This is a genomic window from Alicyclobacillus sp. SO9 (assembly GCF_016406125.1).
GTDB lineage: Bacteria > Bacillota > Bacilli > Alicyclobacillales > Alicyclobacillaceae > SO9.
The window spans coordinates 458,776-484,778 of record NZ_CP066339.1; the positions used below are offsets into that span (position 1 = coordinate 458,776).

The 26,003-nt window shown below is 49.4% G+C and carries 19 protein-coding genes; 7 read left to right on the forward strand and 12 right to left on the reverse strand.

Annotation, left to right across the window (positions count from 1 at the left end):
- Nucleotide 1 precedes the first annotated feature (1 nt).
- Nucleotides 2–1,423: an aldehyde dehydrogenase family protein gene (locus tag GI364_RS01970; protein WP_198852062.1), complete on the forward strand. Its 1,422-nt coding sequence runs from the start codon at nt 2–4 to the stop codon at nt 1,421–1,423.
- 169 nt (nt 1,424–1,592) lie between these two features.
- Complete coding sequence (locus tag GI364_RS01975) at nt 1,593–2,387, forward strand: hypothetical protein (RefSeq protein WP_198852063.1); 795 nt, start codon at nt 1,593–1,595, stop codon at nt 2,385–2,387.
- A 526-nt stretch (nt 2,388–2,913) separates the two neighbouring features.
- On the opposite strand, the gene thpD is transcribed toward GI364_RS01975, so the two are convergent.
- The 4 genes from thpD to ectA all read right to left on the reverse strand — a co-directional run bounded on the left by thpD (nt 2,914) and on the right by ectA (nt 6,726).
- Nucleotides 2,914–3,813, reverse strand: coding sequence for an ectoine hydroxylase (gene thpD, locus GI364_RS01980; RefSeq protein ID WP_370541826.1), 900 nt, complete (start codon nt 3,811–3,813; stop codon nt 2,914–2,916).
- Nucleotides 3,814–4,223: 410 nt separating this feature from the next.
- Entirely contained in the window at nt 4,224–4,610 is a 387-nt protein-coding gene (locus tag GI364_RS01985; protein ID WP_198852064.1) for an ectoine synthase, read from the reverse strand.
- Nucleotides 4,611–4,743: 133 nt separating this feature from the next.
- The gene (gene ectB, locus GI364_RS01990) at nt 4,744–6,036 is read right to left on the reverse strand and encodes a diaminobutyrate--2-oxoglutarate transaminase (RefSeq protein ID WP_198852065.1); all 1,293 of its coding nucleotides are present in this window, start codon (nt 6,034–6,036) and stop codon (nt 4,744–4,746) included.
- Between the two features lie 159 nt (nt 6,037–6,195).
- Entirely contained in the window at nt 6,196–6,726 is a 531-nt protein-coding gene (ectA, locus tag GI364_RS01995; RefSeq protein WP_198853812.1) for a diaminobutyrate acetyltransferase, read from the reverse strand.
- A gap of 389 nt (nt 6,727–7,115) precedes the next feature.
- Here ectA and GI364_RS02000 point away from each other — a divergent pair, with 389 nt between their 5' ends.
- On the forward strand, nt 7,116–8,351 hold the full coding sequence (locus tag GI364_RS02000) for a threonine synthase (protein WP_370541827.1): 1,236 nt from the start codon (nt 7,116–7,118) through the stop codon (nt 8,349–8,351).
- A gap of 229 nt (nt 8,352–8,580) precedes the next feature.
- Here the strand turns inward: GI364_RS02000 and GI364_RS02005 are convergent, their stop codons facing one another.
- Complete coding sequence (locus tag GI364_RS02005) at nt 8,581–9,396, reverse strand: dienelactone hydrolase family protein (protein ID WP_198852067.1); 816 nt, start codon at nt 9,394–9,396, stop codon at nt 8,581–8,583.
- A gap of 79 nt (nt 9,397–9,475) precedes the next feature.
- Nucleotides 9,476–10,588, reverse strand: coding sequence for a C39 family peptidase (locus tag GI364_RS02010; RefSeq protein WP_198852068.1), 1,113 nt, complete (start codon nt 10,586–10,588; stop codon nt 9,476–9,478).
- Nucleotides 10,589–11,048: 460 nt separating this feature from the next.
- On the opposite strand from GI364_RS02010, the gene GI364_RS02015 reads away from it, so the two are divergent.
- A complete protein-coding gene (locus GI364_RS02015; protein ID WP_198852069.1) occupies nt 11,049–11,930 on the forward strand; it encodes an ABC transporter substrate-binding protein in 882 nt (293 codons plus the stop codon).
- A 305-nt stretch (nt 11,931–12,235) separates the two neighbouring features.
- Here GI364_RS02015 and GI364_RS02020 read toward each other — a convergent pair whose 3' ends face one another.
- Nucleotides 12,236–13,345, reverse strand: a complete 1,110-nt coding sequence (locus tag GI364_RS02020; protein WP_198852070.1) for a 5-methyltetrahydropteroyltriglutamate--homocysteine S-methyltransferase — start codon at nt 13,343–13,345, stop codon at nt 12,236–12,238.
- 482 nt (nt 13,346–13,827) lie between these two features.
- On the opposite strand from GI364_RS02020, the gene GI364_RS02025 reads away from it, so the two are divergent.
- Nucleotides 13,828–14,238, forward strand: coding sequence for a DUF2569 family protein (locus tag GI364_RS02025; protein ID WP_198852071.1), 411 nt, complete (start codon nt 13,828–13,830; stop codon nt 14,236–14,238).
- Nucleotides 14,239–15,740: 1,502 nt separating this feature from the next.
- Here GI364_RS02025 and GI364_RS02030 read toward each other — a convergent pair.
- The 5 genes from GI364_RS02030 to GI364_RS02050 all read right to left on the reverse strand — a co-directional run bounded on the left by GI364_RS02030 (nt 15,741) and on the right by GI364_RS02050 (nt 23,021).
- A complete protein-coding gene (locus GI364_RS02030) occupies nt 15,741–16,892 on the reverse strand; it encodes a S53 family peptidase (RefSeq protein ID WP_198852072.1) in 1,152 nt (383 codons plus the stop codon).
- Between the two features lie 181 nt (nt 16,893–17,073).
- Nucleotides 17,074–18,918 carry a putative bifunctional diguanylate cyclase/phosphodiesterase gene (locus GI364_RS02035; RefSeq protein WP_198852073.1) on the reverse strand — a complete coding sequence of 615 codons (1,845 nt, stop codon included), beginning with the start codon at nt 18,916–18,918 and terminating at the stop codon, nt 17,074–17,076.
- Nucleotides 18,919–19,102: 184 nt separating this feature from the next.
- Nucleotides 19,103–20,767, reverse strand: a complete 1,665-nt coding sequence (locus GI364_RS02040; RefSeq protein WP_198852074.1) for an exosortase/archaeosortase family protein — start codon at nt 20,765–20,767, stop codon at nt 19,103–19,105.
- Nucleotides 20,768–20,846: 79 nt separating this feature from the next.
- Nucleotides 20,847–22,484, reverse strand: coding sequence for an exosortase/archaeosortase family protein (locus tag GI364_RS02045; RefSeq protein ID WP_198852075.1), 1,638 nt, complete (start codon nt 22,482–22,484; stop codon nt 20,847–20,849).
- 27 nt (nt 22,485–22,511) lie between these two features.
- On the reverse strand, nt 22,512–23,021 hold the full coding sequence (locus tag GI364_RS02050) for a hypothetical protein (protein WP_198852076.1): 510 nt from the start codon (nt 23,019–23,021) through the stop codon (nt 22,512–22,514).
- A 223-nt stretch (nt 23,022–23,244) separates the two neighbouring features.
- Between GI364_RS02050 and GI364_RS02055 the strand changes: the two genes are divergently transcribed.
- Nucleotides 23,245–23,733 (forward strand): hypothetical protein, encoded by a 489-nt coding sequence (locus tag GI364_RS02055; RefSeq protein ID WP_198852077.1) that lies wholly within the window; start codon nt 23,245–23,247, stop codon nt 23,731–23,733.
- A complete protein-coding gene (locus GI364_RS02060; protein WP_233096128.1) occupies nt 23,733–25,997 on the forward strand; it encodes a glycosyltransferase in 2,265 nt (754 codons plus the stop codon). The genes GI364_RS02055 and GI364_RS02060 overlap by 1 nt, the downstream gene beginning before the upstream one ends.
- Nucleotides 25,998–26,003 lie beyond the last annotated feature (6 nt).

Here is a 26,003-nt window from a genome sequence, read left to right on the forward strand (position 1 = left end):
GGTGAAAAAGCAACTGTTTATCAACGGTGAATGGGTCGAGGCCAGCAAGTACGTGGAACTGAAGTCACCCTATGACGGGTCCGTCATTGCAGAGATTCCCGAGGCTGTGCCGGAGGAAGTGGACCAGGCCATTGCTGCAGCTGATGCAGCACGGCAAGTCATGGCGAAAATGCCTGCTCATCAGCGGGCCAGCATTCTGGAGAAACTGGTTCATCTATTTGAAACCCGGGCAGATGAGGCAGCGGAGATTATCGCGACGGAAGCTGCTAAACCATTGAAAACCGCCAAGGGTGAAGTTGCCCGGACCATTCAGACCTATAAATTTGCAGCCGAAGAAGCGAAGCGTATCCACGGTGAGACGGTGCCTTTGGACGCAGCACCCGGCGGGGAAGGCCGCATGGGTTTCACAGTCCGTGAACCGTTGGGTGTCGTGGGGGCTATTACGCCCTTCAACTTCCCCATGAACCTAGTGGCTCATAAGGTTGGACCTGCCATTGCAACCGGGAACACCATTGTCCTGAAACCGGCCAACCAAACACCGCTGTCCGCATTTTTTCTGGCAGAACTTCTGGAAGAGGCCGGGTTGCCGAAAGGCGCACTGAATGTGGTGACAGGCAGAGGTTCTGTCGTCGGGGAGCAGATTGTGAAGGACAGTCGTGTCAGTATGATTACCTTCACAGGCAGCCCCGGTGTGGGCATCGGGATCCGCAACAAGGCTGGGTTGAAGCGTGTGACCTTGGAGCTTGGATCCAATTCGGCACTGATTGTGGATAACCATATTGACGTGGACAAAATCATCAATCGGTGTGTGACAGGCGCATTCTCATTCCAGGGCCAGGTGTGTATTTCGCTGCAGCGCATTTATGTGCACGAAGGTGTGTTTGATACTTTTGTGGAGCGGTTCAAGGAGGAGACGGAGAAACTGCAAGTGGGCAATCCGCTTGACCCTGGCACAGACGTTTCGGCCATGATTACCCGGGCCGATGTAGACCGGGCCATGGATTGGATTCGGGAAGCCCACGAAGGCGGAGCTGAAGTTGCCGCAGGGGGTGTAGGTGAGGACGGCATCTTGTATCCGACAGTCCTTCTTCACTCCGAGAACACCATGAAAGTGTGTTGCAACGAAGTGTTCGCACCGATTGTTTCGATTAACAAAGTGGCCTCTATCCAGGAAGCCATCGACAAGGTGAACGATTCCCGGTACGGGCTGCAGGCAGGTATTTATACCGACAATGTTCACACAGCATTCGACGCAGCGGAGCAACTGCATGTAGGAGGCGTGATGGTGAACGACATCCCGACATTTCGCGTGGACAACATGCCATACGGTGGAGTCAAGGAAAGCGGAACAGGCCGTGAAGGTGTGAAGTACGCTGTGGAAGAGATGACAGAACTGAAACTGGTCGTGTTTAACCGGAACTAGTTTGCAGGGCTGGATGGGGGCTGTGACGAGATGGCGCCCACAGAGGAGGAAGAGGAAGAGGAAGAGGAAGAGGAAGAGGAAGAGGAAGAGGAAGAGGAAGAGGAAGAGGAACGGATGAGGAACGGATGAGGAACGGATGAGGAACGGATGAGGAACGGATGAGGAACGGATGAGGAACAGCAGCCCACACGAGTCTATTGGAACATCTATACGTTGTTCATCGGGAATAGACTCCTCAGGGATGCTTAAAATTGAAATTCTGGACAGATGGGAAGGCCAACTTGGGTTAAGCTCTCCGCTGGTGCTTATTTTCGTGATTTGTGCAGATTTGCGGTGGATAAGCCCCTGTGGGATCTCTATTTGGCCGACGGCCATCGGATATGGCGGCCCGACTGCCGATAAGCTCTCCGCTGGTGCTTATTTTCGTGATTTGTGCAGATTTGCGGTGGATAAGCCCCTGTGGGATCTCTATTCGGTCGGCGGTGACCGGATATGGCGGTCGGACTTGCGGATAAGCTCTCCGCAGGTGCTTATTTTCGTGATTTGTGCCGATTCCCGGTGGATAAGCCCCTGTGGGATCTCTATTCGGTTGGCGGTGACCGGATATGGCGGCCCGACTGCCGATAAGCTCTCCGCAGGTGCTTATTTTCGTGATTTGTGCCGATTTGCGGTGGATAAGCTCCTGTGGGATCTCTATTTGGCCGCCGGTGACCGGATATGGCGGTCGGACTTGCGGATAAGCTCTCCGCAGGTGCTTATTTTCGTGATTTGCGCCGATTTGCGGTGGATAAGCCCCTGTGGGATCTCTATTCGGTCGGCGGTGACCGGATATGGCGGCCCGACTGCCGATAAGCTCTCCGCAGGTGCTTATTTTCGTGATTTGTGCCGATTCCCGGTGGATAAGCCCCTGTGGGATCTCTATTCGGTTGGCGGTGACCGGATATGGCGGCCCGACTGCCGATAAGCTCTCCGCAGGTGCTTATTTTTGTGATTTGTGCCGATTCCCGGTGGATAAGCCCCTGTGGGATCTCTATTCGGTTGGCGGTGACCGGATATGGCGGCCCGACTGCCGATAAGCTCTCCGCAGGTGCTTATTTTTGTGATTTGTGCCGATTTGCGGTGGATAAGCTCCTGTGGGATCTCTATTTGGCCGACGGCCATCGGTCGCGACGCCGGCTAGTCGGCCATCGGCCCCCTCGACGCCCTGGCCTGACAGTCGCTGTTGAAAAATCATAAAGGAGAGGGGCAGGTGTCCATTCACCTGCCCCTTCCTAATGTGTACTTCCTTATGAATTCAGTGTTTCAATCATGATGGATATGAGTTATCCCTGCGCAAATCTGCATTTGCATTTGCATTTGCATTTGCCTGCTTGCCTGCTTGCCTGCTTGCCTGCATGCCTGCATGCCTGCATGCCTGCATGAATCTGCTTGTGTGTGTTCCTGCATCTTGCTCAAGTCTGATATGCGGCGACGATTCCGACGAATGGTCGTTAAACGTAGGGTGTCGCGATGGACGGAGTACGGTTCGCAATAAATTCAGGACGACGGTTTCGGCCGGAGAAGGGTTCGACCAGTTGGTTGTTGATGCTGTTAAAGACCATGAATACATTGCGCCTCGGGAAGGGCGAAATGTTGCTGGCGGAGCCGTGCATGGTGTTGCATTCGAACATCAGCACCGATCCCCTTTTGCCCACAGGCATATCGATTCGGCTCATCTCGACCAACTTACGCATGCTGTTGTTGTCCGGAACGCCCAGTTCCTGCTTGCGCAAGGAGGTCTGAAAGTGATTCTCCGGGGTTTCGCCAACACAGGAAACGAAATAATTTTGCGATCCCGGTATAAGCATGAGCGACCCATTATACGGCATGTTGTCGTCCAGTAGAATGGAGAAGCTGACCGCACGCATGCGAGGCATTCCGTCCTCTACATGCCACGTCTCAAAATCAGAGTGCCAATAGAACTCCTTGCCTACAAACCCTGGTTTAAAATTAATACGAGACTGATGAATGTACACATCACTGCCCAGTACTTGCTCAGCGGCTTCACGGACGCGCGGGTCTTGTGAGACTTTTTCAAATAGTGGGTTATTTCTGTGGATATCAAATACGGAGCGAATCACTTTCCCAGAAGGTTCGCGAACGACTTCCGGGCTCTTGTCATCTGCTCTGTCTCGCCAAATGACTTTGAGCTCGTCCAACATTTTGTCGACTTCCGGTTCAGAAAAGAGATTCTCAAGGAGCAAATATCCACTTTGCTGATACGACTTTAGCTGTGACTCGGTCAAACGCCCCTGTTGTAGCTTATCCCATTCTCCGTGCAAAACGGGATCCTTTCGGTCAGTAATGGTGGCTTGCCCTCCGATTCGGGATGGATACAGGTCTGTCATCATTCCACACTCCTCATCAATAGTAGATTTGTTGGTTGATTGAATTGGATCTATGGAGGTAAATCTTGGTTGTAAGCATTAGCATTTGCTGATGAACAGTGGTATCGCAGTCAATCTTGGCAGTAGAGGCTTCATCTTGGCGGTCGAGGTTCTATCTTGGCAGTAGAGGCGTACCCAAGTTGCCTGGATTCCTCGCAGGACCCACTGGTTCAATTCATGCCATAGCTGCCTCCAAGGTGAAATGAGCCAGCCGGTTGGCGGCGACGATTACTTTCCTTTGTTCGACACTTGAGAACGAAGGAACGCAACCGCTGTACGCACAAACCGGCTGTCGGCGACTCTAAATTGGAGTACAGCTGTGATTCTACGAAGACGGATCAGCCAATAACAAATAGAAGGTTGTTAATAAATAGCTAGTCTTGCAACAGCGGATACGCACCTTCCTCGTCATGGGTTTCGCGCCCCGTAACAGGAGGATTAAACACGCATACCATCCGAACATCGGTTTCGGGACGGACCTGATGTTTATCTGCATTGTTGAGCACATACAGAGTCCCGGGTTTCAGTTCATGCACTGTGCCTGAAGCAAGGTCTTCTATCTCACCGTGACCTTCAATCACGTAGACAGCTTCAATGTGATTCTTGTACCACATGTTGGTCTTGGTACCGGCTTTCATAATCGTGTCGTGAAGTGAAAATCCTACTTTGTCCTTGCTGAGAAGGAGCCGTCGGCTGTTCCACGTTTCACCGTGGACGTCTGCTTCAGTATTTACAATGTCATCCAATTGTTTTACAAACATTTCGTTGTTACCTCCTGTGTGTCGATTCTGTTTGTGATTTGCTTGCGGCGTTTATGACAAGCTCCCTAGTTTATAACTTGCTCCCTGATTGATAGCCCGGAACTTGCTGTAGGGCGTTTGTCACAAGGGTCTGTTACAGGGCTTTTGCACAGTGACGGATGCTGTCTGCCAGAATGTCGAGGCCTTGCTTCAGTGCCTCGTCGTCAATGGTAAGGGGTGGTAATAGCTTTAACACTTCGCTGTCGGCACCGGAAGTTTCAATTATCAGACCCCGTTTAAATGCCTCGGCGGCAATTTTATCCGCCAGACCAGGCACACCGCATTCGACACCGTAAATCATGCCGCGGCCGCGCACTTTGCCTTTCATAGCCGCTGTGCCGTCGACCATTTTCTCCAACTCCGCACGAATCATATTGGAGCGCCGTTTTGTTTGTTGTTCGAGCTTGTCGTCTTCCCAGTAGGAAAGCGCCTCTTTTGCTGTAACGAAAGCTGGATTGTGACCTCGGAATGTTCCGTTGTGTTCACCCGGCTCAAACACGTCCAACTCTGGACGAATCAGTGTCAACGCCATTGGCAGCCCGTAACCGCTGATGGATTTAGATAGGCAGACAAAGTCGGGTTTGATGCCTGCATCTTCGAAACTGAAGAACGATCCCGTTCGCCCACAACCCATCTGCACATCATCCACAATCAACAAGATGTCGTGCTTACGGCAGATAGCTTCCACTTTTTGCAGCCATGCTGCGCTGGCAACGTTTACGCCGCCTTCACCCTGAACCGTTTCAACGATGACTGCTGCAGGAAGATGGACTCCGCTTCCGCCGTGCTCCAACATTTTGTCCAGCCATTCACTTGTATCTATCCCGTCATCAAGATAGGTGTCATATGGAACGGAGACCGTGTTCGACAGTGGGACGCCGGCCCCTTCTCGTTTAAAAATGTTTCCGGTGATGGAGAGAGAGCCTAAAGTCATTCCATGAAAAGCGTTTGTAAAACTGACAATGCCAGTTCGACCAGTTGCTTTTCTGGCAAGCTTCAACGCGCTCTCAACAGCGTTTGTGCCTGTCGGACCAGGAAACATGACCTTGTAATCAAGATTGCGGGGTTTAAGGATAACATCGTGAAACGCTGTGAGGAATTCCGCTTTTGCTTTCGTGCCCATGTCGAGGCTGTGAACAATTCCGTCCTCTTGTATATATTGGAGTAAGCTGCGTTTGAGGCGTTCGTTGTTGTGGCCGTAGTTCAAAGCCCCGGCGCCGGCAAAGAAATCAATATAGGATTTGCCTTCGCTGTCGTACAAAGTGTGACCTTTCGACTTCTCAAAAACTGTCGGGAAACTGCGAACGTAACTGCGTACATCAGACTCGAGTTCTTCAAATACTTCTAGTGACGATGCGGGTTTCTCAACTTCCAATACGGATTTCATTTATAGTACCTCCTTGGTTTTTCAGTCAATCGGTGTGACGGGTGTTTCGTCTCACTGTGGCCACATTTACTGTGATCCGCATCTGACTGTTACAATTTATTCCAAGACAGATGGACAAACGTTTACATGGAATAGCAAGACGGGTCGCAAAATTCTGAACTAGAGATGATGCGCTGTCTCTGCGTGAAACGGCCCAATCACAAAGATCCGTTCGTTTTCATGCCCATCTGGCGGTAACAGTTGTGCTCTAAATTGACCTACGACTTCAAGGCGGGTTTGGAGATTATCGGCCAATCGGCGGAACATGGCTTCAGATGCCTTATTGTCGGGAGAAACTGTCGTTTCAACATACTGAACCTGCTTGCAAGCTTCACGTTGCAACAACTTGCTTAGCATATTTGACGCGACGCCGTAACCGCGGTAGCGCTCGTCGACAGCAACCTGCCAGACGAACAGTACATTCTCTCGATTGGGGACGATAAAGCCAGAGATATACCCAATAACGCGATTATCGTGCTCGCTGACAATACAGGTTTCTCCAAAATAGTTCGACATCATGAGGTATGAATAAGAAGAATTGACGTCGAGCACACCCGTCTTCTTGACTAATGACCAGACTTGGGGTGCGTCTTCAATCCGGGGCTGACGATATGCAACAGGCAAGGTTAGTTCTGGACTTCGAATACTCATCACAATTGGTTAAAGACCTATAATGCGAGAACAAAAATGTCGTATACGGACCGTGTATACTCGTCCCGCAGATCCTAACCGAATCCCACCTCCTACGCATTGTCAGATCTAGTGCTGTCCGTAAACTGTATACGCTGACAGATGCGAAAAGTTCGTACACACATATTCTCCCTGCAAATCGGTTTAAACTCAACCGGACTGAACAGAGCTTATTAGAGATTATTGCTCCTTAGTGTATATACAGCTCGGTGATCGAGATCATTCATGCAAATCCTCCCACATATAAGCTGATGCGAGCTTATCCTTGACCGGAAAATATTGAGAATCAATATTCGTCCTAAATGCCAGTACTCCAGTCCATTGCGGCGGAATAGTCTGAAACAGGGGGAATGTACATGTATAGTGGTCTCTCGCATTTAAAGTGTTCAAAATGCAACAAGGTTTATTCAGCCAACGAAAGGCAGCAAACGTGCCAGTGCGGTGCACCTTTATTGGCTCAGTACGATCTCGATGCCATTCGCACAGCGCTCAGCAAAGAACAAATCCGGACCCGAGAAGCTTCCTTCTGGCGATACCATGAGCTGTTGCCTGTGACAACCCCAGACAATGTTGTTTCATTGGGAGAGGTCATGACGCCGTTGGTGCGGCTTGATGGGCTGGGAAAAGAGATGGGCATACCGAAACTTCTGGTTAAAAATGAAGGGGTACTTCCTTCAGGCACCTTTAAAGCCCGCGGTGCAGCAGTTGGGGTGGCCAAGGCAAAGGAACTCGGTGTTCAGGTGTTGGGTATTCCTACCAATGGGAATGCGGGAGCAGCTTGGGCGCTCTACGGTGCTCGCGCAGGAATCTCGGTGTCTGTGGTTATGCCAAAATATGCTCCTGAACCTGCCAGAAAAGAAACCGTATTTGCAGGGGCCAGATTATTTACAGTCGATGGAACCATAGCCGATGCTGGCAGGTTAGTAACCCAGGCTGCACAAAAATACGGGTGGTATGAGGTCTCTACGCTGAAAGAACCTTATCGACTGGAAGGGAAAAAGACCATGGGAATTGAGCTCGCAGAGCAATTCGGATGGTCTGTTCCGGATGTCATCGTCTATCCTACCGGCGGCGGAGCAGGAGTCATTGGAATTTACAAAGCTTTAAAGGAACTGCAGGAAATGACCTGGATTGGACCGAAGTTGCCTCGGATTGTGGTTGTCCAAGTATCTGGCTGCGCACCGTTAGTGAAGGCTTTCAACGCTGGCAAGACGGTGTCTGAACCGTGGGATGACCCGCACACAGTGGCTGTTGGGATGTCGGTGCCAAAGGCCCTGGGTGATTTTTTGATACTGGATGCCGTAGCTAAGACGTCAGGCACGGTCATTTCTGTCACTGATGAAGAGTTACTTCGTGAGCAGAGTCAGATTGGTATTCGGGAAGGCCTGCACGTCTGTCCTGAAGGGGCCGCAGCTATGGCTGGTGCCCGAAAGTTGAGAGAAGCAGGGTGGATTCGTGAGAAGGAAACAGTGGTGGTTTTCAATACGGGATCGGGCCTGAAATATACCTACCAGCAAAAAAATTCAGGGCAACCGATAGATGCCGGCGGCTCACTTCCTGACATGCCAGTCCGCGTATTGAAATGACAATGAAAATGAAAACAAAAATGAAAACAAGAAGACATAGAAACTCCCCCGGAGTACCCGTCAGACCAATTCAGCAAAGGCTGAGAAGCCTGGTGTTGGTACTCAGGAGGAGTTATGCCTGAGATTGAACCTTATCTTTTGCTAATTTATTTTATCGTCACTAAAAGTCACCTAAAGTCACCTAAAGTCACCTAAAGTCACCTAAAGTCACTTAACGTACGTCACTTATCTATCCAATCCAACTAGAAAACCAGCCTAAGGTTTTCGCAAAGGCACTGCGGCTTGCTTTTACATTGTAGGAGCGGCGTGAGTCGTTAAAGAACGCGTGGTGCGCTTGTTCATAGACCGTGTACTCAAAATCTTTGTTGTGTTGGGTCATTTGCTGGGAAAATGCGGGGGCGCCTTTCGTCAGTCGTTCATCCAACTCTCCATAGAAAGCACGAACCGGGCAATTGATGTTTTGAATCAGTTCATCCTTGGGAGGACGTCCGTAGAACATGACTGCGCCCTTCAAGTTTCTGTCGTGAGCCGCGAGATGTGCGGACAGGGCACCGCCCATGCAAAATCCAACAGAGACTATTCCTTGTCCTTGGGTACTTTCGTTTTCTTCACGTAAGAACTGTGCTGCTGCTAACACTTGCTCTGTATAGTTGTCGGGGCTAAGCCCTCCAAACAGCTTGCCAAAGGTTTCGCCGACCCTCTGCGGTTCATCTCCGGGCAGTTGTTGAAGGGCTTTGTTTCGTTCCTCTTCACTGTGCCAGGCTGTGGGCGGCATTGTTTCGAGAAAACTTTTGACAGCATCAATTCGGCTCGGTTCAAGTCCTGGCTTGCGTTCTCCGCTTTCCGAATAGAGGTCGGGTGCCATGGCAGCGTAACCCGCTTGAGCGAAGCGCCGTGTTACGTCTTGAATGTGTTCATCTACGCCCCAAACTTCCTGAAACACAATGACTGCCGGCAGCGGCTTTTGCGCCTGCTCAGGAACCGCAAAATACCCGGAATACTGCTCGTGCTTTCCGTAGTGAATCCACTTGTTCATTAAACCCATGGTTCGAACCTCCTTTTCTTAGCCTAGATATAACATAGATTGCCCCCAAACCAAAATTTCGTAGGAAACTTGAAAAAGTTTAGTCTTTGAACTTCTGAGGGGCTATTGTTATGGCTTGTTTTCCGAGTTGATCCCATGCCTTAATAAAAGGACCAATTGGGACTTTCTCAGCAGCCAACCCACCCTTTAGCGGGTTGTTCACATACACGTCTTCTTTGTTGTAGCCAACCAAAAGGACCGCGTGTTCGTCCCATGTAGCATGAACCATACCTTCTGGGCTCTGCCAAGTAACCCAAGAGTTCGTCGGCGCAAAGTTATATGTATCCCAAACTTCTACAGGTGTTCCGTTCGCCACGATTTTTTCCAAGTCTTTAAAGGACATTCCGGTCAAATCCAATCCGCGCCCTGGCAGAACCTCGTTAACGAGTTTTGTTAAAGGACCGTGATAGATAGCATATCCGTATTTTGTTACGCTGCCGACGAAGCCTACGTTCGGATTTCCCCACGAGACAATCTGTTGGTTCTGATTCATCACAAGCGGCGTTTTGTCTTTCGGTTCTTCTGCGGCCAAACTCATCTTGCTGACCGGATGCTTTTCAAATTCCAATAGCATCGCCAGACTTGTGACTTCACATCCATTCTTGAGCTGTGGCAACTGCGCTATGGCTGGTACCTTAATGAGTGCCTGACTTGTCATCGGCTTTTGCATCATTTGCTGCAAGATATCGTGCCTGTTCGGAATTTCATATGGTCCCGCACCACTCTTGCTTTTGAGTCCGCTGCCTCCCGAAATTTTCACGGTGACATTTCCTGACTGTGGGTGCGAGGGGGTAGCTGAGTTTGTATTACCGGTTTTCGACTTTGATTGCTGTGAATGCCCCGTCGTGCTTCCCCCCGTTTGCACCTTTGGGGAAGAAGGAGGAGACTGACTCGAGATGAGTGCAGAATTAGAGTTGGACAATCCTGATACCCTGTTACCAGTAGCTGACGGGTTTGTGGAGTAGATGTTGTAATGACTGACCTTGTGGATGATCCATGCGGCCGTGGTTCCCCCTCCGAGGACAGCTAGAGCGAGTGTGGCCGCAGCCAAACGGCGTGTACCTTTGCTGCGTACTTTATAAGCGTTGGGTGGGATTTTTGAATACTTAGCCTGCTTGTTGTATTGTTTCTGGTATTTTTTCTTGTTTCTCATGTTTCACCCTCCCCAAGCTCCAAGCACCAACAGTTTGCATCACCAGAAAACTTCTATGTTGTGCTTCTAGACTTGTGAATTTTCACGCGAGATTACATTGCCTTTACAGTAAGGTTACGTCCTTTACAGTAAGGTTACATTGAGTAAGACGAATTCATACCCAATTGTGTGACAGATTTATATGTAAATGCAGTTCACGAGAGTTCTGCCCATGTTAGGGGACGAGTGTATCGCAGCGGTGTAGTTGGCAGTTGAAGTTTCGTCAGATTCATACGTTATTACGTAAAGCGAATCAGATATAAGTTTACAGTATGATGCAGGTCATGAAAACCATGTTATCTAAATTGGGCATGTTAAACTGAATTGAAAAAGCGGAATGGAAATTGTGCCAGTAACGCAGGGCAAAACAGTGCCGGAGAAAACAATCAGCGGGAGTATGAAGAAGGGAGGTTGTAATGGAATGGACTACAGAATTGTCTCACTATGTCCGAGCAATACCGAACTCATTTATGCACTTGGGTTGGAACAATTTCTTGTGGGGGTCGACAACTACTCAGATTTCCCAACTCACGTGGTTCAAGACCTCCCTCGTCTTGGTCCAGACTTGCACGTTGATGTCGAGGCCGTAACAAGATTAGAACCCCATCTTGTTGTATCATCGCTGTCTGTGCCAGGGATGGAGCACGTGGTTGATTCGGTCAATCAGGCTGGATTAAATCAGATTGTCTTAGCTCCTCATAACTTAGAGGATATATACAGTGACTTGCGAAATTTGGACAGGAGTGTCCCGGAGTCCATACAGCATCGAGACGCAAACGCTGTAATTGCCAGTTTGCAGCAGAGAGTTCAGCGCATTGAAGATTGGACAAAGTCCAAGGTTGAGCGATTCGGCCGACCAAAACTCTATTGGGAGTGGTGGCCCAATCCGGTGTTTTCACCTGCCGCAGACAACTGGCTCACGGAAATCAGCAGACTGGCCGGAGCTGAGAACATCTTTGCAGACGTCGACGGGGATTCAGTTCAAGATGACGGATCACGAGTCCTTGAAAGCAATCCAGACTGGTTTTTGGCAGTCTGGACAGGCGTACCCCAGCACAAAGTACCAGTGAAGAAGATTATGGAGCGAGGGGAACCATGGAGTGATATGACTGCCTTGCGAGAAGGGCAAGTTTACATTTTGTCTGAGGGGCTATTCTGCCGCCCGTCACCTCGGCTTGTCGACGGTCTGGAACAAGTAGTCGGATTGTTATATCCCGATGCTGTCTCCCAATTAGGCTTGATGCAGCCTGAAAAGTACAGTTCCATACGGGCGGCCAACGGGAACTGGCTGGGAAAACCGTGAACACCTGAAGGAGCACTGAAGGAGCACTGAAGGAGCACTGAAGGAGCACTGAAGGAGCACTGAAGGAGCAGCAGTGTTTGTAGGGGGAGAGCGGTGCATGGCGGAGCAAGCAGTGTTTGCTTGCGTGTGGAACGTGTATGAAGTCTGTTCCGGAAGCAGGGAACAGACTTCATAGGCGAATCAGAGGCAGCGACAAAGCACACAGCAGGGGCAAGCAAAGTGACTCAAAAGAGATGTAAGCAATAAACACAGAGACTGGCAGCAGGTGCCCTGTGGTTCAGCAGAAAAGGATCAGGTCGGTACACCTATTTCCAGACATCATCAGCAATGCTGACAACGTGCCTCAATTTAGCCCACTGCTGGTCTTCAGTTAAGAGGTTGCCTTCTTCTGTGGACGCAAATCCGCACTGCGGACTCAGGCAAAGCTGATTGAGTGGCACAAATTGACTGGCTTCATCAATTCGGCGCTTAATCTCTTCAGCGGCTTCTAGTTCTCCGGATTTCGATGTGACGAGACCAAGCACAATCCGTAAATCGGAGCGTTGAACGAAGCGCAGCGGTTCGAAACCTCCGGCTCTGTCCGTGTCGTATTCAAGGAAGAAGCCGTCTATGTTGAGGTTTCCAAAGAGTGTTTCTGCAACGGGTTCGTAGCCCCCGGAGGAAATCCAAGTCGAACGAAAGTTCCCTCGGCAAATATGCATGGTGATGGTCAAGTCGTCAGGGCGGTCTGAAACAGCTTCATTGATAGTCTTGGCGTACAGTTTTTTCATTCTGTCAGGGTCTAAGCCGCGAAGACGCATGTCTTTAAGTTGTTGGTCAGAGCAAAAATACGCCCAAGATGTGTCGTCAAGTTGTAAGTAGCGACAACCCGCATCATAAAAAGCACCAATTGCCTTCTTGTAGGTCTGAGCTAAATCTTGGAATAAGTCGTCCTCATTCTGATAGAGGTCTGTATCCAGAGTTCCTCGCAAATGCAGCATGCTCGGGCTTGGGATTGTCATTTTAGCAGTGTGACTGCCGGCAATTCCATTTAAGAATTTGAAGTCCTCAATCATGGGGTGAGTGGTGAAATCCAGTTTACCGACAACTTTTATGGCATGTGATTTAGTCTGTTGATTATGGAATTGAATTCCGCTGTCTGTATCAAATCCTTCTACTCCGTCCAGCCCTTCAAGGAAATCAAAATGCCACCAAGCACGCCTTAGTTCCCCATCAGTGACCGTTTGCAAACCAATTTCCTTTTGCTTCTCTACAATCCTGGTGATTTCCTCATTTTCTACTTTTCGCAGTTCTTCTTTGGATATTAATCCGTTTTGCCTCCGAAGCCTAGCTTCCTTCAGTCCATTGGGTCTCAACAAGCTTCCTACTTCATCCGCACGAAATGGGGGCTTCAGTAATTTTCTTGTATTGGGCATCGCACATCCTCCGTTTGCTTAAGATTGAGTATATGGTTGTCATGTTGTTCATAACTATTGTGACGCATTCCTGCAATTACTACAAAAATGACGACAGACTTCTTCGCCTCCTGAAGTGTTCGCGATTTACAATGCCGGGTGTAGGCTGGTTTCGAGGGATCTTGTAACGAGATCGTCTGGAGGAGCTTATAGCAAAGACTATCAAACTTAAAGATTTCTTAATAGACTTCAAGTAGAGTTAAGCGCAGTTCTTGCCGTTTTGGTGTACAGTAGTAAATAGAAAAAGGCATTGAGAGACAAGAGCATAGAAGGCGGCAAGCAACTGTACTTTCGAGCAGGAGACCACGGACGTTCTGCTTGGAAGAAGCACAAAGATGTTGACTTGCCGTTAGGGGAAGAGGGAACCGTTTAGGGGAAAAGGGTTCCCTTTTTTTTATGTTTTCGATATGCTGACGTAAATTATGTTTGCCGGAGGGGACGCAGTGGCTGGTAATTTTAGTGAAGTACAGACCAAAATTCGCGGGTGGTTAATTCTTATCGGTATTGTGCTGTGGGTTGATGTGATTCTTTACTCAGTGGACTTCATTGCAGGATTGTTGGTATCCCACAAGTTGTTGTTTACGACGCCGTATGAGGTCCAAGCGGCTGATTATTTTATTAATGCAGCCGCAAACATCGTCATACTGTTCTTATTTATGAGCAAGAAAAAGTCGTTTGTAGGGTGGATGCTTGCCTATCAAATTTACTCCATTGTTGTGGAACTGGTAATTGTCGTTCTTAATATCGTTCATCACATTGGCTTCTGGAAGGAACTTGTTGCACTGATTATTCCAGTGGCTATTTTGCTGTATATTGTCCGCTCCGAGCGAGTGAAAAAAACCTTTGTGCATTGATTGAATGAGTTGAGTTGTGAAGAACAAGTTACGAAGCAGACCAGATCTAAAATATGACATTAGCTACCCTCACATTTGCTCCACCTCTCTCTCCCGAGGAAGTCGTGCTCGGTCGGCATTTCAGTAAATGTCAAGAAAATACAGGTGGAGTTTCTAAATAGATTGGCATCCCGTTCAGATAGACCCAAAACTCAGTCTAAAAGTGTTGGCTTGGCCGGTTCAAGGTCAAGCCGGAGACGGTGGGGTACTGTGTCCCTCGGTTTAGTGCCTCCAAAGATCCTTATCGTCGGAGGGGGAGCACCATTGTGATCCCAAGGATCCTTAATGCCACCTAGCCCGCGGAATTAGTGTCATAAATGGACACTAATGTCGGGTGAGGCAGAAGGGAGCGTGGGTGTTAAGGAGCAAAGGGATCCCTATTTCGGAGGGCCTGCTGGCGATAGTGATCGAATCGATCACTATCCTGTGGCGGGTATGGAGATAAGGATCAAAAGGATCACTAATCAACGGGCTGCCAGCGGCCCAGGGGCCTGCGCCGACTCTGCGCCCACGTGTCCGTCGCGGTGGCTACCAAATTCGTCCTATTATTAGGGTGTAACTTCAATTTCTGCAGTTTACCACTTATTTTTTCGTACGATCCCGTTGATCTACCGGGCCTCGCTGGCTGTGGTGGCTGGCCCCGCTGCTGCTGTTCGGGCGGGGCTGGGCGATTAGTGCCTCCAAAGATCCTTATCGTCGGAGGGGCTACGCCATTGTGATCCCAACGATCCTTAATGCCACCTGGCCCGCGACATTAGTGTCATAAATGCACACTAATGCCGGGTGAGGCAGAGTGGCGGGTGGGTGTTAAGGCGCAAAGGGATCCCTATTTCGGAGGGCCTGCTGGTGATAGTGATCGAATCGATCACTATCCTGTGGCGGGTATGGAGATAAGGATCAACGGGATCACTAATCAACGGCGCAGCCAGCGGCACCGACTCTGCACCCCCCGTCTCTGTCGGAGCGCCTGTAAAATTCATCCTATTATGAGGGTGTAACTTCAATTTCTGCAGTTTACCACTCAGTTTTTCGTTCGATCCCGTTGATCATCCGCGCTTTGCTGGCTGCTGTTCGGGCGGGGCTGGGCGATTAGTGCCTCCAAAGATCCTTATCGTCGGAGGGAGAGCGCCATTGTGATCCCAAGGATCCTTAATGCCACCTGGCCCGCGGCATTAGTGTCATAAATGGACACTAATGCCGGGTGAGGCAGAGTGGAGGGTGGGTGTTAAGGAGCAAAGGGATCACTATTTCGGAGAGCCTGCTGGTGATAGTGATCGAATCGATCACTATCATGTGGCGGGTGGGTGTTAAGGAGCAACGGGATCACTAACCAGCGTAAGCGCCGACAAATGCGCGAAGGCTTGCGTCCGATCGCGTTGCCCTATTGCCCTCGCTGCGTCTCACGCGCAGCCGACTGCCGTTGAGGGGGGCGCGTCAAAAGCCCGTATTCTCGTATTCTCGTATTACAAGGTCGCGAGGTAGTTAATCAACTTGGCAGCATCAAATGACCCGAGCCCGGTACAGGCATCCCAGCCTGTTGTAGCGGCATATCCTTCTACACCATCAAAAGAATTGTTCCCGGTTGTAATGTCGTTGTAACTGGACAGTGCGTTTTGTGCATACAATGCTTGCCCAACTCCAGAAAGGGGTGTTTTGTTCTGCGCTGCCCGATTTTGATTGGCTAAGGCAATGATTGCAGCGAAGACAGGCGAAGACACGGAGGTGCCGCCGACTACGGCTGGTTGGCTTTGGAAGATGATTTGGTAGCCTGTAGCGGGATCGGCATTGCAAGCTATGTCAGGAATACCTCTTCCAGAGGGAGTAACAGAGGTCCCGTTCACAGTCGTACCGGTAATCCCGCTTTGAGCGGATGGGAGCGGAAAGATAGAGCTAAAACCACCTCCGCTTGCACCACCGTTTTGCGGCCCATTGTATGTCCAGGCGGATTCTGAACCGTCGGGTTGAAGAGATGTACCGCCAACCGCCACGGCATGAGGTACGGATGCTGGAGCGTCCGCGTGTTTTACCCTTGGACCGTTGGGATTGTGAAGGCCGTATGCACCGTCATCACCAGACGAGACGCAGACTGTGATGCCTTTCAAATCCAGTTGACGAATTAATTCATCCCACTTTTGAATATCAGAAGACGGGAACGAAGTTTCTGCGTCGCCGTAGGAAATGGAGAGAACGGAAGGGTGGTGCTGCGTGTCGTTCAAAATATACGTCAGCGATCGCGTTACAGCAGCGGCAAACTCTCCATAGGTCTGTCCGCCGTTTGCTTCGTACACAATGATGTGCGCAGCAGGTGCCATTGCACCGGCCCACTGCAGGTCAAGGGTTGCCTCTTCGTCTGACGGCCGAACGCCTCCGTCGTTCCTGGTACCGTCTACGGACACAAAGGTGACAGACGGGGTGGGGATGTTGTGGGCATTCCAGAACTGAGTTGCGTCACGCAAGTTGTATCCGTTGGAAAACTCTAAAATTCCAATAGTCTGACCCGTTCCGTCTAGCTGAGCGGGAACGTTGTATAGTTGCTTAATATCGTTTGGAAAGTAACCCTGGCCATTGTTGGGGACAACTTCTCCGGTCGCAAACAGAATTCTTCGAATGTTCATGAGTAAACCTCCCTTGTTCTATCACGTCTTCAGGATCCGCGCTGGAATTCAAAATTGACTCAATATACAGACGGTGGAGGAGAGACAACAGGGACATGTGTTAAGAGAAATTCTGTAGAACGAGGACTGAGTCCTGCGACATGGTTTCGAAAGCAGCTATTATTAATAAAGACGCGTATACCTAAACGACGATACGAGTCTCCATAAACGCTTGCAGGTCAGCAGGAGACAGGGACTGGCAGAAAAAGTGGCCTTGAATTTCATGGCAACCGAGTTCGCGCAGCAAATCGAGTTGCTGCTCAGTCTCTACACCTTCGGCTATCACAGCAAGTTGACGTGCTTCTGCAATGGCAATAATAGACTTGGCAACGGCCAAATCCTTATCGTTGTCAGTGATGTCATTGATAAATGTATTATCAATTTTTAAACAACTGACATCCAAGTCCTTGAGTAGTCCAAGGGAAGAGTATCCTGTTCCAAAGTCATCAATCGTGATGACAATTCCGAGGGACCGTAAGGCTGTAATGTTTTCTGCAACAATTTTGGAATTGTCTGCTAGTGCTGCTTCTGTAATCTCGATCTCAAGGTTAGCATTCATCTCCGGATATCGGTGCAGTATTGTTTGCACTTCTTGGACAAATTCAGGTTGCTGGAAGTCTGCCGCGGCCACGTTCATTGCGACGCGAAGAGTGTCAGAACCGTCGTGTTTCCACAACAGAATTTGTCTGCAAATCTGGTCCAGCACCCATTCTCCGATGATTCTCGTGATTTTGTTCTCTTTTGCAACAGGAATAAAAGTATCTGGATAAAGTATGCCAAACTTGGGATGATTCCATCGTACTAGAGCCTCTACACTTGCGACATTCCCTGTGTAGGCGTCGATACGAGGATGGTATTCCAAGAAGAACTCGCCATTGGCGGGTGCCGCCCGTAAATCCGCGGCCAATTGCAGGTGATGATTGAAACTCGAATTCATGTCATTTGTGTATATACGGTAGCTTTGTCGTCCGTTTCGTTTAGCGGAGTACATGGCGGAATCGGCGTTTTTCATGAGTTCTTCTGCCGTCAAACCGTGGTGTGGTGCATAAGCGATACCAATACTCAGCGTAAGATAGAAAGTGTGTTCACCCACACGCATGGGCTGTTCGACCGTTTTCATAACAGCCACGGCAGTATCGATAGCTTCATCAGAATGAGTCTGTTCTGGGATGAGCAACATAAATTCATCCCCTCCCATACGCGCCAGGATATGGGCCTCGCTTATACAGCTTTGAATGCGACCGGTTATTAGCTTCAAAACTTCATCGCCCACATGGTGACCAAGAGAGTCGTTAATGGATTTAAATTGGTCTAAATCGAGAAACAATACTGCTAAAGACTCTGATTCACGGTTTAGCCCAGCCAGGGCCAAAGATAATTTGTCGATAAACAGTGTTCTGTTTGCAACTCCGGTCAGTTCGTCATAAAACGCGAGTTGCTTCAGTTTAAGTTGCGCGTTTTCTGACCTTCGCAGCGACGATAGGCGCAGAGTTGAAGCAGCATACGAGACCAATGACATGGTTGTAAAAACGGTTCCCAGGAATAGAACATGTGTCAGGGAGACGCGTGTCGAAAGCGCCGCAACAAACCCAAGTAAGTACGTGATTGTAAAGACTCGCAGTGCGTTTGCATCATCAAATACGAGTATTGTAACGGCAAGACCCATGAGGCAGGAAAGAACCTGAATTGCAGTGAAATGATTAAGCCACGCTCCGTAGATTTCGCAGGAACTAAGCATCGATACCAGGACATAAAATGCCAGTCTATAGTGGCGCTGAACCGTCCGGACCATGATGCGGGAAGCAAAGATGACTACCCCAAAAATCTCCGTGATGACTTCAATGTTCAGCGGCAATACAGCAGCGGGACTGTATATTTTGAGCATGACATTATAAATAGGAAGAAGTACGATAATAAGGAGTGTAAATAACGGATAGCCAAGCATTTCTATTTTGCTGGAATACTTCGGAAATAAAGATAGGTTCATCCTACCTATCACCCCTGCACAGAACTATAACATGGAATATTTTCGCAGAACTCTATGTTATTCTACCATATATCCCTTGACACAACTATATAGGTATGCAGGGAAGTGTGTTCTCATGCAGATATGCAGGGGGAAGTGAGCTTTCATGAAGGGGCTCGCAGGCAACGAGCCCCTCAATGCACGTCTATGCTTTTTGTGGTGCCAAAGCTTTTTTCTTTAGCGTTATGTCCGAAAACGTTCGGACGAAGGAATGAAACTTGTCGAGTTGCGTAGCGTTGATATCGGAGTACTGTGCTGACAAACCCTTCGACTGAGCACTCCAAAGTGCGGGTAGAGACTGTCCGAGTTGCTTCACGGCACTATCTGTGGTGCTGATGCCGTATTTTACGGGTGTCGCGAATTCTGCGCGAATATAGGCTGTTTTTCCCTTATATTTGACAGCGTACATATAGGACACATCCTCAAACAGGTTTCGCTTCCCTTTGAGTTTTGAGGGTGCCAAAAGGACAGCGTAGGTCGTGGCGCTAATTCCCGGGGTTAGAGTGAAAGTGTGTTTGCCGGCAATTTGATCGCCGTGGAACAACATACAGTTGTTGACCCCGTAGCTTTTCATTGCACTGGCATTGTAGGTCCACCACAACTCTGCCATTGCATATTGTCCGTTACTATTGGAGTAGGCAAATGCTGTGCCGTAAGATCCTGGTCCGAGAACGGATGCTTCGTTATACTTGCCCAGCAGTGTGCGGTGATAACCTGGCATGTTCGGCATCAGTTGACTTAAATTATTCGTTGAAACTGTCACGGGAGAGCGAAACGAACCTTCTCCCCAACTGTACAACGGCCATAAGAGAACGGTGAGTGCCAGGCCTGCCGTTATCGTTGTGCCCGCTCGTCCCCACCCAGGAACTGAGAGGTGACCTGTGGCCGACGACGTACGTCCTTTCATGCCAATCGATTTACCAATGAGGGCCAACACGCCCATAATGCCCAGGAATAGAAGCACGCCGATAATGGGGTGGAGAATGCCAAAGGTAAAATTCCCGCCCAGTGTATGAGCTGAGATGAGGAGTACAAACAGTCGCAGCAAATTCATGACAACGGTAAGTACCGTGCCGATTGCAATTAACAGGATTTTTTTAATTGGACCGCCTTTAAAGGCTACAAGAATGACTGGCAGCAGAATCAGCATTGCCAGAAAACTGTCTCCTCCGCTGCATGCACTGGATACTGTGACCAACAGCGTCGATCGTTTGTAGTTAACAAGGTAGTTCCCGTAGGTTCCGGACATCTGTAACCAAGGGACCAAGTGGGCTGCCTTGACAACTGCTGCATTGGCAATTCCGTAGAGGAGCGGGTTTGTATGGTTGACAATGACTGTATAGAGCGGCGGCCAAGCCAAAAGGATATAGGCTAACGGCTTGATCAGCCTGCGGGTTACGCCGATGCCGAACAGCAGCCAAGCGGCTCCCATGCTCCAGAACGGCCAAACCAAAAGGCCGGCATTGTTTGCAATAAAGATGTGCGACCACTCTGTCATGCCTGCAAAAAGCACTGTGCCGGCTAAACCTAGAAGCAGAAAGCCGAGGATAGCATTGAGTTCCGCATCGTCCTTGTAGCGCGCGATGCCCTTCAGTGAGATGGCACCCCAGATAAGTCCAAAGACCGGGATCCAAATCAGGTAGGCGTAAGGAGTGTCCGCCAGCGCATGGTTCCACAGCGGGATTGCGTAGGGCGCAATCGGGACGACACTTACAATCATCCATACCGCAATATAAATGTTAATCCCTTGGCTTAGCTTTCCCTTGTGACGTTGCCGGCCTGTTTCAATCCCGCTTGCTGTTGAACTCATGTCTATCACTCCTTTTTTCGGCGTAAAATACTCATTTGTTGTCTTATGTTTTACGGGCTGACCTGCTTATTGTCTGCAGCTAGAGACTTGATGAAGCATTGGAACTGGACAACAAGGTGGCTCCCATTTGTCGAATAAACCCAATGTAATTGTGCAGATGGACTGTTTGGTTCACACTGACGGGATCAATATGCCGAACCTGGTTGTATTTTCGGTTTACCAGTTTGGCCGCTAGCTCCTTGACAGACTGCGTCGTTGCGGCACTTGGCTTAACGTGGAGCAGTACCGGCGCTGCAGTTTCCATTCGAATATATACTTTTTTTCCGCGGTATGTTGCGTTGTACTCATATACTGTGTCCAGAAAAATGTCTCGGTTTCCTCCTACGTGAAGAGGCGGCAGGTAGATGGCATAGACGTTGGCGGTAATGCCGTTGTCCAGTTTCATAGGTTCGGTCGCAATGATTTTTGAACCGTGGAAGAGCAAACAGTTGTGTTCCGAGTAACCTTTGAGTGTTAGAGGCTGATAAGTCCACCACATCTCGGTTAACGCGTAATCACCCTGAATGGTTGTGTAGGCAGCAGAACTGGTCTTGGCCCCAGGTCCAAGTGTGGACGCTTCATTAAAATTATGGACTTGCCCTCTGTGCCAGCCATTGATTGGCGGCATCAACTTTTCCAATACGCTTGTCTGCAGAAGGACTGGATGTCGCACGGTCCCTGGGCTCTGTAAAAGTAAAGGCCACAATAGAAACGTGAGAACAGCCACTGACAATACGGAACTGGAAAGGCGAAATACACCTGGTCTTTGCAATGGGGTACTTCTTTTAAAACTCACAGCTCGCAGCTGCAAAAGTTTTGCCGTCCATATCACCAGCCCCATCATGACCAAAAACAACAAAACGCCCAGAATGGGATGCAGCAGACCCAACGAAAATTTCACTCCAAACCAGTGAAGTGTGAAGAGGATGAGCCACAACCGAATGACGTTTCCGAGAATCGCTAAGACCGCGGCTAAGACGACGAGCAACAGTTTCTTCCACGGACCGCGGGAGTATGAGACCATTATAATAGGTAGAAGGATTATCATTGCCAGAAAACTGTCTGCACCATTGCACACAGATGTCACGTGAACCAGGGTGCTTATGCCCTTGTGTAGTACAGTATAGTTTCCAGATGATTGCGCTATGGAAATCCAGTCGAACCACCTGGTCAAAACCTGAACACCTGCATTGGCGATTGCGTCAAGAATTGGATTAGTCCAGTGAACAATTTGGCTGTACAGTACGGGCCAACACAATAGCAGATAGACAAGGGGCCTCCAAACAACGCGGGAAATCTTGATGCCGAAGATCCACCATGCCATTGCCAGCGACCACACAGGCCAGAACAGGAGGCCGACACTGTGGCCTACGAAAACGAGATCCCAATGCAATCGTCCAACCACAAGCAGGATACCGACGAACACTGCCAGTACGAGCCCCAACATATAGCTCAGTTCGGAGTCATCATTTGCCGTGTGGTGCCGCCAAATTGACCAGCCCGCCCAAACAAAGGCGAAAGCCGGAACCCAGACGAGATATGAGTACGGTGTATCAGATAGGGTCGCAATCCACAGCGGCTGCGAATATGGAATAAACGGAATAACAGAGGCCATGCCCCAAATGAGAACCCAGACATAAGTATGAAATCCAGTTTGCGTCTTCTGCCGTGTACCCAAAATAGAACTTGACCCTCTCTTCAGTTTCTAAGATAGTTCCACGTTATCTAGTTTGGCTTTTGCTTTCCGCTTTCGGTTCGCATACCACAAGCCAACCATACCCAGTGGAATGAGCGCAGCGAGCGGAGCTTCCGGCAGGGTGTCCACAAGGGGTCCAGCCGTAGACGTGTATTGATACCCGTTACTTTTATAGGACGTGGAAACCCAAACTGTCTCCTTCTGTCCATAGTTCGGCAGCGGAATGGTATACGTGAATGGATGGCCTGGTGAAGGCGTCAAGTTTCCCGTTTCCGATTTTGGATTCGAAGCGCTTGAACTGCCCTGAGGCCCGCCGAGTGTAAACACGAAGGTAAGTGTCTGTGCAGGCTGTAGTTTGTTGTTTAAATTCGGAATTGAAAGTGTAATACTTGTCTGTTTTGAAGATGTGACCACTTTGCTGCTGTAACTATTGTTTGTGGCGGCGAATGCAACGGAAGTCATAAACAAAGAGGAAGCGCCCACAAAGCCAGCCGAAAGCATCAGCAACCGACTTTTCATTGGTTTTTCTCCTTCCGTAATGCTTGCATACTGTATGTAACTCTACTATAGCATTTTGCATGCCAGCGCTTTCTAAAGAAAACTTTAAAGCTCTGTAATGCCTTTGTTTGCGCGGTTCTGAGCGAAGTGTCATGAGGGTGACTTCGGCCCTGAAAGCTGATAAACTTGTGCTAGAATCGTCAGAATTCTTGTTTGAACACAACAATGCAAAGGAATGGGAAGTATGGCCAACGGATTAGGGCTGCAACTGTTCGGGTATCGTCGTACGAAGGTGGATCGGCGACTTAAGAGTCTGAAAAAGACCCTTGACGATGCGCAGAAAAACCAGGAAGAACTACAAAAGGCTCTGCAGGATTTGTCTCTACAAGTGAAGACACTGCGAGCTGAGAAGGAAGAGTACGCGGCCGCATTGGCGACGGTGAAGCGTCAACAGCTTGACACGTTTGCAGAAACCCCAACTTCCTTTCCCATGACTGTTATGGTTGGACCCACTGATACAATTGCACCCATTACGGGGCTGATGGACGCCCTTGATGACTGTCCGTATTTAAATGTTCGTTTTCGATTATTTCGAGACGGTGTGTATCGCGTGGACGGTATTGCAACCGACCCAGTGTCGCTGCTGTCTTGGTTGAGAAAGCGGCCGGACGTGCAATTTCTGGACAATGATAAAGGAACGATTCATGTGATGCCGAAGGAAGTTTCTGCGTGATGACTGAGACAGATTTTCAGTCGGAGTATAGCCACAGTTGGAGATGGGATTCAGTTCGGGTCGCGAAACTGTTCGTCTCTTTGCGCCCCTATCGATTGTCTGATGCAACCGGATGGGTCGATCCCGTCAGCAAATCGGCAGCTGCCCTCCTTTCCCTAAATGCATGCCGAACACTTTCCATTCTGCCTTTCGCGAAGCATAATCAGCGTGTTTTCGTAGCCTGTTCCAATCCTGAAAAGGTACAGGACGAACCGACGCTGCGGGAATTAGCAATGGAAACGCATTGTTCCATCGTACTTTGCGGGACTGATTTGGATGACTTGGTGTTCGCTTGGCGGCGACTTGAGGAGCAGCCCGGCACAAATGCAGAGAACCGGCTTGGTGAGATTCTGCTGCAAGAAGGGAAGCTTTCCGGGCAGGAATTGATTGACGCACTGGAGGCTCAGAAGGAAACGGGCAGCCGTGTTGGTGCGATTCTCACGAGCGGAAATTCCTTGACATCATGGGATGTCGCTTTGGCCATTGCGCAACAGCGTAAGATTCCGGTGGTGGATTTGCTGCACCAACCACAGCTTAAGACGATGCTCAACGCCGCGAGTCTCGCACAAGTGTGGGAAAGTGTTTCAGATGAATTCTGGCACAGGCACCTGGTCGTTCCACTGGGCCGAGACGCGACTACTTTAACCGTCGCTATGGTGGATCCGGACGATTCCGAGGCACTCACAGCGCTCACTCAACAGTTTCAGTGCAAGGTTCGTATTTGTGCAGCTGGTTACCGCGATGTCATGTCAGCCCTTGCTGTTAAATACAGTAAAGAACATGAGGAAAGCAGCCGCCTTGCACTGGTTGCCAGACGTCCCGATGAAAGTGCCAGTGTTCGGTTTTCACGAGGGCAAATCGTGACGGCTACTGTGCTCCTGGTTCTGTTTGCCGGAGGCGTTGCCATCCGACCGCTTTGGACAATAGCCTTCGTCGTCATCGTTTTACAACTGATATATGCGGCAAACAACGTCTTTCGACTGTGGCTCATGCAGCGCTCTGCTAAGCAAACGACAGAGTACACGGTGACAAAAGTAGATTTGGCCAAGATTCCGCCGGTTTCGCTTCCGGCTTATACCGTTTTAGTGCCGGTGTACAAGGAAGCTGAAGTACTTCCTGACTTGGTGGAGGCAATTAAGAACTTGCAATATCCAAAAGACCGTCTGGATGTAAAGCTGCTGCTGGAGGAAGACGACGAAGAGACCATCCAAATTGCGAAGGCTTCCAAACTTCCTAATTTCATTGAGATGGTCATTGTGCCGTCTTCCGAACCCAAAACCAAACCCAAGGCATGCAATTACGGGCTTATGAGGGCGCGCGGGGAGTACGTGGTTATCTTTGACGCTGAGGATATTCCTGAGCCGGACCAACTCTTGAAGGCAATCTCTGTCTTCCGACAGAACAAAGACCAGACCCTTGCCTGTGTTCAGGCAAAATTAAGCTACTATAACGCGGAACAGAACATCCTGACCCGCTGGTTCACTGCCGAATACGCCAACTGGTTTGAACTGTCACTGCCAGCACTGTTTTCCCACGACCTGCCAATCCCGTTGGGGGGAACATCCAACCATTTCCGTGCCGATGTGCTCAAGGAGATGGGCGCCTGGGACCCATACAATGTGGCAGAAGACGCCGATTTAGGTATTCGAATGCACAAGCACGGTTACCGCACAGCCATTGTCAACTCAACGACATTTGAAGAAGCTAACGCTGATTTTCTCAACTGGATTCGCCAACGATCGCGGTGGGTCAAAGGATACATGCAAACCTGGTTGGTTCACATGCGTCGTCCAGTGGAACTGCACCGCGCGCTCGGTGTTAAGGGCACAGCCGCTTTTCATATGATTGTGGGCGGCACACCATTTACGTTTTTGCTCAACCCGCTGATGTGGTTTATGACCGTGCTGTGGTTTATTTTTAAGCCTCACTTTATGCATCAGTTGTATGACAACCCAATTTACTATCTGTCTGTTATAAACTTCATGTTCGGGAATTTCGCATTTACCTATGTCAACGTGGTTGGAACCATGCAACGCCAATCCTGGCCCTTGGCGAAATATGCGTTGCTATCGCCGATTTACTGGATTTTCATGTCCATTGCGTCATGGAAAGCTCTTTATCAATTGTTTGTTAAGCCGTCTTACTGGGAAAAGACGATTCATGGGCTGGCGAAGAAAGATGACAAATCTATCACTCAAATACTAACTGTCGGAAGTAATTCCTAACAATGT